Raw genomic sequence first — 11,744 nt, 5'->3', positions numbered from 1 at the left:
CTGCCTTTTTTAGGTAGTCTTTTTTATTATTGCTGTACATAATTTTGCTAAATGCTTATTATTGAGGATATTTGCCTAAACATTACCTTCAAAACAAGTATTGAGTGAAAAACATCTACCTTAAAACTGCTTTTTTGGTTTTATTATCAATAAACCTCTATGCACAAGATAAAATGGCCATTGGTGCTTCGGCTATTTATAATTTTCCGTTGCAAACCATTGGTGCGGGTCTCAGAGTGCAAATGCCTTTAGCCAACCGTTTTGCGCTGGTTCCTCAAATAAAATATATGCCGGTCTTTAACGATATTCATGAAGCCTATGGCGGAATAAATCTGCATTATTTTCTGTTGAACAATACTTTCTCGCTAGGTTACCGCAAGGCCGTGAATCCTAAACGCCCTGTTGTGTACTTAGCTGCCGGAGTAGAATATAACAGATGGATAAACTATGCGCCAACTGTGAATGACAAAGCCAAGAAAAATAACATATTGCCCGAAGCCGGCCTGGGCGCATCGTGGGGTGGTAATTATGTACGCATATTTGCCGAAGCCAAGTATAATATTCTTTGGAAAGAAAGTTATGGCGAAATAGGCGTGTTGTTTTTCCCATTCAACGACAAGCTTTTCCGTAACAATAGCTGTCCGAGACCTTAAGCATATACAATTATGAAAAAAATCAATATTGCAATAATTGCCATTGTATTGTTTGCCATTGCCTGCTCAAAAGACAGAACAATGCTGCTTGGCGACGGAAACCCCACGCCCGAAAAGCCTAATAGCGGATTTGCAGCAGTTAGTAAAGAAGCATTTGATAAACTAGGGGCGCAACCTGAGCGAAAAACAATCAAAAACCAAGACGACTTACCATTTGTAGGCTCGCAAGGTACAAAGGTCTGGCTTTTTGACCGAGACCTGAGAATGCCCGATGGCAGTATTGTTTCTTACCCTTTTGAAATTGAATTGCTGGAATTGCTAACCCCAAAAGATATGATTCTACACCTGATGCCGACGGTATCGAGAGGAAGGTTACTGACTACAGGTGGGCAAGTAAACATAAGAGCCTATAAAGACGGAAAAGAATTAAAAGTGACTAAATTTAATAGTACACAAATAATTGTACCTGCACAAGGAAGAGTAGATGGACTTATGGATTTGTTTTATGGCGAAGAAACGAAAGATGGCATTGTAGATTGGATTGAATCAGATACTTCAAGTGTTCCAGGTCAAAAACCAAGAAATATTTATGGTAATGACGGAGCATATTTTCTTTTCCCTAACAGGCTAGGCTGGATAAACATTGATAAGTTTTATGAGTTTACTGAGGCTAAAACACAAATTGCATTTAGCTCAGAGAATCCGCCGCTTGATAAGATAGTTATCTTTTTATATTTTCCTGATTTAAAATCTTTAATGCAGACATATGGGGAGGTTTCGGGCGAAGTTCCGGTTGGGCGAACAGTAAAAATAATTGCCATGAGTATTTCAGACGATGAAAAAGAAGAAGACAGGGTTTACCACTCATTCTTTCAGGACCTTGTGGTGGCTGATAAGCAAAAAGTAGAAATAAAACTGGCCCCGACAACAAAAGAATCATTGCTGAGTTATCTGGAAAGCTTATAATAATTGTTTAGAAACAGACTATTAGTCTTGAAAGCAATAAAGCCCTGTAGACTAAAAAAACTAACACTTATGAAAAAAATCTATATTACGCTTATTTCCATTGTGTTATTGGCCATTGCCTGTTCAAAAGACCGAACAATGCTCCTTGACGATGGAAATCCTACGCCTGGCAATCCGAACGATAAATTTACAACAATCGATAGAGCCGCATTGGCCAAACTTGGTTCGCAAACTGAGAAAAAAACTATCAAAAGCCAAGACGATTTACCATTTGTAGGCTCGCAAGGCACACAGGTTTGGCTTTTTGACCGAGACCTGAGAATGCCCGATGGCAGCGCTGTTTCTTACCCTTTTGAAATTGAGATGTTGGAATTATTTACGCCTAAAGATATGATTCTGCACCAAATGCCTACGGTGTCAAGAGGACGATTATTGACAACAGCCGGCGAAATGAACATAAGAGCTTATAAAGATGGAAAAGAGCTAAAACTAGATAGATACAGTAGTACCCAAATTATTGTGCCTATTAAAGGAAGGGTTGATGCTAATATGGAATTATTTTATGGAGAAGACAAAGGCGATGGATTTATAGATTGGTACCCGGCAAATATGCCCGGTGTAGAGACCCAATGGGGCTTGTACCCTGAAGGAAAGACTTATGTTATCTTTCCGGAACGTATTGGCTGGATAAATTGTGATAAATTCTACAATTTCACAGAAGCTAAAACAACAATTACTTTTAGTTCAGAAAACCCTCCGATTGAGAATATCCTTATCTTCTTGTATTTTCCTGATTTACAATCCTTAATGCAGGTATACAGAAATACATCCGGCGAAGTACCCGTTGGCCGAACCGTGAAGGTAGTTGCTATTGGTATTACTAAAGACGAAGAATACCATTCATTCTTTCAGGAAATGGTAGTGCAGGATAAACAAAAAGTTGAAATTAAACTGACACCAACCACAAAAGAATCATTTTTGAAATACCTTGATACTTTGTAATAATTTATACTAGCTTTTGTTTTGCTAATTATTGACTAAAAACCAACAATTAATGAAAAAAATCAACATTGCAATTCTTGCCATTGGTTTATTTGCCATTGCTTGCTCTACCGACAGAACAATATTGCGTGAGGTTAAACCTATTGGGCAAACTGAAACACCTACAACGCCCGTTGAAGAACCCGAAACACCTACAACACCAGTTGAGACAAAAGAAGAATTTAAGAGTATCGATAAAGCAGTATTGGCCAAGCTAGGTTCACAAACTGAGAAAAAAACAATCAAAAGTCAAGACGATTTACCATTTGTAGGCTCTCAAGGTACAGAGGTTTGGCTATATCCGCAAGACCTCAGAATGCCCGATGGCAGCGCTGTTACTTACCCTATTGAAATTGAAATGCTAGAATTGTTTACACCCAAAGATATGATTCTGCACCAGATGCCAACGGTGTCGAGAGGGCGATTATTAACAACAGCAGGAGAAATGAACATAAGAGCCTATAAAAATGGACAAGAATTAAAACTCAATAAATACAATAGCACACAAATTGTTGTACCTGTAAAAAGGGAGCTAGATAACGATATGTGGTTGTTCTATGGAGAACCAACAAATTTAGAAGGTAATGAATTTATAGACTGGTATTCGGCAGATAGTTCAAAAAGAGAAGATGGAGGACGTTTGTTTCCGAGAAAAGAAGATTACGTAATTTTCCCGTCACGTATTGGTTGGATAAATTGTGATAGGTTTTATAATTTCAAAGAGGCCAAAACAGTTGTTACGTTTAGTTCGGAAAACCCTCCGGTTGAAAACATTCTTATATACTTATATTTCCCTGACATAAAGTCTTTAATGCAGGTCTATAAAGAGACCTCAGGCGAAGTTCCAGTTGGGCAAACGGTGAAAGTAATTGCCGTTGGCATTACTAAAAACGAAGAATATCGTACATTCTATCAGGAAATGGTAGTGCAGGATAAACAAAAAGTTGAGATTAAACTGACACCTACCACCAAGGAAGCCTTTTTGCAGCATCTGGATACTTTATAATCTTAAATAAGACTTTATTCTAACAGAACGGTGGCAATTACTACCGTTTTTTTTATTTTCTGCACTTTCTACAAAAAATATTTTAAAAAACGCTTGACTCTTACCTTACGTGATAGCCTATGTTTGCAAAGTCAATCAAAAAATGATAGCAAATGACGAGTTATTCTGTGCAAAAAATGGCAAAACTGGCTGGTGTAAGCGTACGTACCTTACATCTTTACGACAAGTTAGGTTTGCTAAAGCCCTCTATCCGTACCGAGGCCAGGTATCGGATGTATGGCGAAAAGGAACTGTTAAGGTTACAGCAGATTTTGTTTTATAAAGAACTGGATTTTCCGCTCAAAGAGATTCAGGCGATTCTTGATAATCCTGACTTTGACTTGGTTGAAGCGCTACTGAGTCATAAAGTATCCTTACAGGCTCGCAAAGACAGAATAAGCACCCTATTGGAAACGATTGACAAAACAGTTAATCATTTAAAAACAGGAACAATTATGTTAAAACCGGAAGAATTATATAGTGGTTTGGCTAAGGAAACAGCCGAAGCATACAGAACAGAGGCCTCTAAAAAATATGGCGAAAAAGCAGTAGAAAAATCTGAAAAAGCATTAGGTAGCTTAACTAAACAGGAATTTGAAAACCTGAAAACAGATTTGAAAGAAAACGCTGATAGTTTATTTGTTCTAAAAGACAAAGACCCAACAAATGCGCAGGTACAACAACTGATAGCCCGCCATTACGAAATCATAAGAATGTTCTGGGGTACATCTGGGACGGCAGATAAGCAAGCTGAAGCTTACAAAGGTTTGGGGCAATTATATGTAAACGACGAACGATTTACGATGATTGAAGGTAAACCTCAACCAGCGTACGCTTTATTTCTAAGTAAAGCAATGGCATATTTTGCTGATAATGGGTTAAAATAGATAAATATCAGATAGGATATTCAGGCTGAATATCCTATCTTTCTTTGCAAAAAACCTTCAGTTTCCATTACTCTCCCACCCCAAAAATTACCTCTCCGAAAGCATAAAAACATACCAAAACAACTTGTCGCAAATAACCCTTTTATTGGCGTATTTACCCTCTGTTTGAATAGTTTCTTTAGCCTAAATTTGTCTTGTAATTAATACATAAACAATCAACACAATGGCAACTAAAATTTTTGTAAACCTTCCGGTTAAAGACCTCCAGAAATCAATTGATTTCTTCACAGCACTTGGGTATTCGTTCAACCCGCAATTCACCGACGAAAACGCCACTTGTATGATTATAGAAGAAGGCAGTATTTATGCCATGCTTCTTACACATACACATTTCAAAACGTTTATCGACAAAGACATTGCTGATGCTACCAGTGTAACGCAAGTGATAAATGCACTCGAAATGCCAAGCAAAGAAGCTGTCGACGAAATTGTACAAAAAGCACTGGAAGCAGGCGGCACAAGATACCGTGATTTAACAGACATGGGCTGGATGTATCAGGATAGCTTTGCTGACCTTGACGGCCACAAATGGGAGGTTTTCTGGATGGACCCGAACGGTTTCCCACAAGAGTAGCTCTACTCTTCCACACATCAAATATCAATTCTAAATCCTTTATTGCTTAAAAACATTACTAACATGAAAAAGAACCGAATCATTTTTTGGGTAGCAACTACCATTATTTTCCTTTGGGAGGGTGTAATGCCTGCTTTAACCTCACAAACCGAATTAGCCAAAGAGGGTATCAGTCATTTAGGCTATCCTGCATATTTTGGCGTAATGCTAACAGTTTATAAGGTTTTAGGAGCGTTGGCAATTATGCTTCCAATTGTACCCGCCCGAATCAAAGAATGGGCTTATGCAGGGCTTAGTTTCTCTTTAATCTCGGCTTTTATCAGCCATTGGGCTGTTGATGGGTTTAATGCACAAACACCATTCCCGCTCATTATTTTGGCTATTCTGATGGTTTCTTATGTGTATTATTACAAACTTAAAGAACCCGTAGCACATCGAAAAGTATCAATCGCCTGAGTGTATTTCGGCTATTTATATAGTTGCCATACATTTTCTTGTGGTGTGCTGGCAGCATACTACAAGAAAATGCACGGCAGTTAACCAAAGAAATTGGTGATGGAGAGACTAAAAATCAGGTTATAAACTTACCATATCAAAAAGGTAACAATACTATAAACGTTCATATTCTTACTTTCATGAACCGAAAAGACGTTTAACTCATTTAAAAAAACAATTGGAAACCATTTTAAAAATATTTCATTTCTATATCACTAGCCTAATCATAGCTTTTCCTTGTCTGAAAAGTGAATTAAATTAAAGCGTTTATGATTTAAATCTTATGTTTTTTCTTAGCCTTTTTTGCCATAATTTTGTGGTTTAAGAAAACAACATATCATGTTTACATATCAAATTAAAAATCCGGCAGAGGCTTTTGTCGGTTTTGAAATAGAGGAGGGTGAGTTTGCCGGAAATAAACTGAAATCGAAAGATTTACAGCCTTGTCTGGAATTAACCTGTAATTGCGGAAATATCTATTTTACCGACGATACCGAGCAACTTTATGCACTCGATGTATCTAAGAGTCAGGTATTGAGATACACCGAGACTGAGGCCATTGATAGTACTCAGGATACTTTCCTGAAATCGTTGGAGACACAAATATCTGGCGAGCAATGGAGCGAGTTAAATGCCTTTTTTAAGAATCTGAAAGGTATGTCGTCAGAAATGGCAGACGCCGATAAAATACAGGCTAATTTCCCGAATTATAAGAAGGTATTGCAGGATTCGCAGATGGTATCGTACTTTGAGGTACTGCCTTGGTCTATCGATTTAAACATCGAAATAGATGGTACAAAATACTGGATTAGCGATTTTTACTGTCTGAAACCATCGTGTAACTGTACAAGCGTGTTATTGTTGCTATCGCTGAGCTACGATGTGGAGCCTTCTTTAGAACTTTGGTACGATTACAGAACGCAGGAGGTATCAATGGGACAGCTTGACGATAAACAGCTGCCAGCTACCAAAATCATCAGAGAATTAAGATATACACAAGCCGAAAAGTTCAGACAAACTTTCAGGACGCGTCATGCAAGAATGACTACATTCTTTACTAATTTCCTGAAACGAAACAATATTTCTCCGGCCGTGCAGTCACCTATAATTGCGGGTAATGTAGTTGGGCGTAACGACCTTTGTAGCTGTGGTAGCGGCAAAAAATACAAGAAATGCTGCGGAGCATAATCGACAAGATTATTTAGTTATTTCCTCCTTAAGAAGCAGAATTTTATAATAGTTTTATAATTCAAAAACTCTACTAAACCAAAAAGACAATGTTTGTTTTTCAGATAATTGAAGGAGACGGGGCAACCCTTAAATTTAAAATAGAATCAGGGAAGCTTAAAGGAAATGTTTTGAGGTCGTTTGATATAGAACCATGTCTGGACTTAACATGTACCTGCGGAAATATCTATTTTAAAGATGAGGAAGAGCAGCAATTTGTGCTTGATACTGACGAACACCGACTTGTAAAACTTGTTGACGAAGAGACGATAAGTAGCGAAGACGATGAGTTTATAGCAGCACTTGAAAACGAAATTCTGGACTCAGATTGGAGTGAATTAGAAGAGTTTTATAAAAGTTTTAAAGGCGTAGCTTCAGAATTAGTTGAGCCGGAAGAGATAGAGCTTGAGTTTGAAGATTACGAAGACATACTCAATGGCGACCGCATGGTTGGCTATTTTGAGGTACTGCCGTGGTCGATAGATGTAAGCATAGAGGTTGATGAAGAAACCTACATGATTGTAGATTTTTATTGTGTATTGCCGGGTTGCGATTGTACCGATATGGTATTGTATCTATCAAGAGACTTAGAGCAAGACCCTGAGCTTCAGCTGTTTTTTAATTATGAAACTAAAGAAATAGAAATTGGCGAAATAAACACAAAGGCATTGCCTAATACCAAAATAATAAGAGAATTGACACATAATCAGTTTGAACATTTTCAGGGTATTTTCGCAAATCGCCACCAAAAACTGACTAAATTCTTTGCAGATTTTCTGGTAAGAAACAACATTACACCAAAGGTTAAACAATTACCAATTACGAAAGAAATAACCATAGGTCGAAACGACCCTTGCAGTTGTGGGAGTGGCAAAAAATACAAGAAGTGTTGTGGGGCGTAAAACAAATAAGGGGCTTACGCCCCTTATTTGTTATTTCAAAACCAACGAAGCATCTTCGGCCTCAACAAGTTTGGTTACAAAAGTTTTAAATTCATCAAATTCCTGTACACTTATATTCCTTCTATCGGCTTTGTAGCTTCTTTTTACTTTTAGATTTTGCGCATCAACCTGAGTATAGATTAAATCATATACATTTCCCTTGAATGTCAGATGAACGTTCTCGGGTACTTCCATGAATTTAAGCGGACTACTCAGCGTAATAGTAAAAGATTCTTCGTAGAAATCAACGTTTTCGTAGGCGTTATAATCAAAATCAAATACTCTTTGGCCATCATCAAAAATATTAAGCTTTGCAATAACATCCGAAAACGGAATCTTTAAGGTTTTAAAAGACCCAACTTTTTTTATTTCGCTCTCAACACTATATTCATAACTATAAGAAGCAGTATCAGCCCTTGGCTCGAGCTTATCAAAGGTCAAAGAGTTAAGTTTTACAGTTGAGCTAAAATTTCCGGCTAATTCTTTTTTCAGGTCTTCATTTCTTTTTTCTTCGTCTAAATAATAAAAGTTACTACAAGTATTTGCAGCTTGGTTACCTGTTCTTATAATATGACTTTTTACTTCAATACTATTATTAGTATTTACTTTAATATTTCCTTGTCTTGTTACTGTGTTTATATAGCCATCGTTAAGCTTTAAATTGCTTAATTTTATGTTTTTAGAAATGTTTTTGGTCGGAATCTCAAGAATCGATGCACCATTATGGCTGTAATATAAATGCCCGTATGGTAAATCTGTATCGGTTAACTCTAAAAACTTGCTTCCACCTTTCAGATTAACTTTTACAATACAATGATTAAAGTTCAACGAAGGCAATACAACGTTTTTCTGTCCATTGTTACGGGTATTAATCAAAACCAGATTTACATCTAAACCTGCTACACGAGCAATAGAGGCATAGAGGGTTGAAACATCTTTGCAATCGCCTAAGCGGGTATGATAAACCGTAGACGCTTTCTGAGGGATATAGCTTCCTTGTCTAAAATCTATTGAGCTATACTGAATATTTTTACAGATAAAGTCATAAATTACCTTTGCCTTTTGCTCATCAGTATAGTTTTTTCCGTCGAACAACGATTTGGCAATCGAACGGATGGTAAAGTCTGGTTGTGCTTGGTTGTCCGACAAATCGCTATACCATTGCGCAATATCCTGCCAGCTATTACCCAAATTGATATGTACAAAACTGCCAATATCGCTAAAAGGTAGTGCATAAGCTTCTTCTTTTATACGCTCAGGGCTGGTAATTTTCCAGCTTTTCACATTAAATCCGTCTAGTTTTTTTATTTCTGGTTTTAGTTGGCTGTTAATCAAGGTATCTTTCAGCATAAGACCTTCTTCTGTAAAAACGGTATATTCTCGTTTGTAAAGTGGGTCAGAAGAAGTAAGCGCAAAACTATCATAAATGAATAAAGAAGATTTACTTCCATCTACTTGCCGGGCGGTATAATCTACATATATATAATCACCTACTTCAAGATTCGTAAATACTACTTCGTCGCCATTGCGCTCTGCATCAATTTTATTGCCGTTTTTCTTAATAGTTTTGGTTTCATTTATCAATATTTCCATATTGGGTTCTACTGATAACTGAACTTTCTGCCACTCTTCAATGGCACTTTCCTGATTTATTTTTATGATATAAGCTCTTCGGTATCCGACAGACTTAGTTTTAAAAATAACAACTGATTTTACTTCCGTAATTATGTCATAAGGTTGCTTGTTTTTTGCAACAAATTCTTTTTCATAAGCACTAATCAATTCGTTTGGCGAAATACTACCTGCTATATCGAAAACAGCTTTTTGTCCTCTCAGTTCTCTGATTTGTTCATTATAATTAAACGAAAACGGAAAATACCTGAGTGCTTCTTCGTAATAATTTATGGCTTTAGCTTTATCTCCTTTCATTTTATTTAGCACAGCTAAATCGCCAATGGTTTCATAGTCTGACGGTCTGTTCTTCAAAATCTCCTGACAAACCTTTATTGCACCATCATAATCTCTTTTTCTTGTTAATAAGTTAATTATTTTTCGGTCATATAATAAGTCTTTTGCTACCAGTTTTGTGCGTTCAAACAATGCAATGGCATCGTCTAATCTTCCTTGTTCAACATAGGCTGCGGCCAGAGTCTCAACAATTGTGGGGTTAAAGTTTAACTTCAGGAAGTTTTCAAGCACCGCATTCGCTTCTTTTGTATTGTTATCTAGCGATTTTTTTATTCTATACTTCCCTATCACAGCTTGCTCCTCATCGGGGTATTTTGCATAAATATCATCAATTGACGAAATAATTTTATCTATGTTTTCATCAAGACTCACCACTATCAAATCGGCCATCATGTTTATATACGCATTATGCGGATATTTGCTTTTAAGCAATTTGACCTTTTCATTTACTTTGGCTTTATCTTTCTGGTCGGTAGCGTCTTTCAGTTCAAGCGCTATTACATCAAAATCTTCGGGGTAGGTTTCCTTATAAATTCCGTAGATTTTATTAAACTCTGTTGTATTACCCGATTCTTTATAAAAGCTACTCAGAAGCCTTAATACCAGGTAGTTTTTTGGATAAGCTTCATAAAGAGAAGACACTATTTCTTCTACTGAATAGAGGTCGCCGGCTCGAAAATAGGCTCTTGCTAGCAGAAATGGATATAGAATTTCGTCTGGATTCTCTTTGATTTTCTTTTGTAGGCCATCAATAGCAAAAAAAGGAATTGAGGTAAAGCCTTTTTTATCTTTCTGATAAGGCTGATACTGTGTAGATACAGGCAGAACCAGAGCCTTGTTGTTAAGGTCGGTAAATCTGAGTATAAAATTAGCATAAGCCGTTTCAAAGTCGCCTAGTTGTACCAAAACTCTATTAAAACCTTTATTAAGGTGGCATTTTACCTGATAATAATCTATTTCGGTAGCTCTGGTTTCAGATTCGGTATAAGCTAGCGAATCATTAAGCCAGACTTTCATCGAGCCCGAATAGCCAAATTTCATGATTACGTCTTGCTCTTCGGCCGATTCTATAAACGATTGTGCATAGACGATTGAATTACTACTAAAAAAGTTATAGTCTTTTGTAAAATACCCGTAAACAGAGCTTACAGGTGGTGTAAACCAATTAACGAATGAACCGTATCTCGATTGAAAAGACTTTTTCATTTCAGGGTCTTTTATTACCCCAAAGTCTTTATTGAAACCGCTGTTCATTACATTATCAAATGGCCCTATTACTGCCCAACTTTTAACTGAAGACATCTTGGCATCGTATTCGTCGAACATTCGATTATCAAACGAGAACGAAGCATAGTTATTCATTCGATACTTGATAATTTCCTCATACTTCTCTTTGAGGCGCTTATCGGTTTCTATCTTTTTTAATAGCTTATACTGATAATCTTTGTTTTTTTTAGGCTGCCCTATTACGCCTTCCTCAAACCAAAGTGCAAATAATTCATCGGCAGAATCGGTGGCATTATCATAAAAATCATTAAAAAACTCTGACGCTTTTTCGGGTCTTCCTTGGGTACTGTAAAGCAGCGTAAGGGCTAATTGGGCCTTTTCTTTGGTCGATTTATCTTTTAGTGCTTTTTCGAAAGAAACAATAGCATTGTTTACATCGGCTTTGTTCAGATACTCCCAAGCTTTTTGATAATGGTTTTGAGCTGATAAATGGTTAGCAATTGAAAAGCAAAATAGAATAACAAATAGAAGGATGTTTTTTTTCACGGTTTTAGTCACATTTAAATTTAACAATTTTAGCAAAGCAGTTGACGGATAAAGCTATTTTGCCAAACTCTTTGCATTGAAAAAGAGGCTCTTCCGAAGAAAAACCTCTTTTAG

The 11,744-nt window shown here is 36.8% G+C and carries 10 protein-coding genes; 9 read left to right on the top strand and 1 reads right to left on the bottom strand.

The features are described from left to right. The first annotated feature begins 104 nt into the window (after nucleotides 1–104). The 9 genes from WAE64_RS15275 (at nucleotide 105) to WAE64_RS15235 (ending at nucleotide 7,850) form a co-directional block, all read left to right on the top strand. On the top strand, nucleotides 105–653 hold the full coding sequence (locus WAE64_RS15275; protein ID WP_340237879.1) for a hypothetical protein: 549 nt from the start codon (nucleotides 105–107) through the stop codon (nucleotides 651–653). 12 nt (nucleotides 654–665) lie between these two features. Continuing rightward, complete coding sequence (locus tag WAE64_RS15270) at nucleotides 666–1,619, top strand: hypothetical protein (protein ID WP_340237875.1); 954 nt, start codon at nucleotides 666–668, stop codon at nucleotides 1,617–1,619. 69 nt (nucleotides 1,620–1,688) lie between these two features. Further along, nucleotides 1,689–2,621, top strand: coding sequence for a hypothetical protein (locus WAE64_RS15265; RefSeq protein ID WP_340237873.1), 933 nt, complete (start codon nucleotides 1,689–1,691; stop codon nucleotides 2,619–2,621). A gap of 52 nt (nucleotides 2,622–2,673) precedes the next feature. Beyond that, on the top strand, nucleotides 2,674–3,666 hold the full coding sequence (locus WAE64_RS15260; protein ID WP_340237871.1) for a hypothetical protein: 993 nt from the start codon (nucleotides 2,674–2,676) through the stop codon (nucleotides 3,664–3,666). A gap of 152 nt (nucleotides 3,667–3,818) precedes the next feature. Then, the gene (locus tag WAE64_RS15255; protein WP_340237868.1) at nucleotides 3,819–4,592 is read left to right on the top strand and encodes a MerR family transcriptional regulator; all 774 of its coding nucleotides are present in this window, start codon (nucleotides 3,819–3,821) and stop codon (nucleotides 4,590–4,592) included. A gap of 223 nt (nucleotides 4,593–4,815) precedes the next feature. Continuing rightward, nucleotides 4,816–5,226, top strand: coding sequence for a VOC family protein (locus WAE64_RS15250; RefSeq protein ID WP_340237865.1), 411 nt, complete (start codon nucleotides 4,816–4,818; stop codon nucleotides 5,224–5,226). 63 nt (nucleotides 5,227–5,289) lie between these two features. Continuing rightward, a complete protein-coding gene (locus WAE64_RS15245) occupies nucleotides 5,290–5,682 on the top strand; it encodes a DoxX family protein (RefSeq protein ID WP_340237863.1) in 393 nt (130 codons plus the stop codon). 378 nt (nucleotides 5,683–6,060) lie between these two features. Then, nucleotides 6,061–6,909 (top strand): SEC-C metal-binding domain-containing protein, encoded by an 849-nt coding sequence (locus tag WAE64_RS15240; protein WP_340237861.1) that lies wholly within the window; start codon nucleotides 6,061–6,063, stop codon nucleotides 6,907–6,909. Nucleotides 6,910–6,998: 89 nt separating this feature from the next. Then, nucleotides 6,999–7,850 (top strand): YecA family protein, encoded by an 852-nt coding sequence (locus WAE64_RS15235; RefSeq protein ID WP_340237860.1) that lies wholly within the window; start codon nucleotides 6,999–7,001, stop codon nucleotides 7,848–7,850. A 30-nt stretch (nucleotides 7,851–7,880) separates the two neighbouring features. Here WAE64_RS15235 and WAE64_RS15230 read toward each other — a convergent pair whose 3' ends face one another. Next, nucleotides 7,881–11,630, bottom strand: a complete 3,750-nt coding sequence (locus WAE64_RS15230; RefSeq protein ID WP_340237858.1) for a transglutaminase domain-containing protein — start codon at nucleotides 11,628–11,630, stop codon at nucleotides 7,881–7,883. Between the last annotated feature and the right edge of the window lie 114 nt (nucleotides 11,631–11,744).

The sequence above is a fragment of the Emticicia soli genome, from assembly GCF_037860775.1.
GTDB lineage: Bacteria > Bacteroidota > Bacteroidia > Cytophagales > Spirosomataceae > Emticicia > Emticicia soli.
Note: the sequence above shows the minus strand (reverse complement) of the source record. Positions and strands in the feature narration are given on the sequence as shown.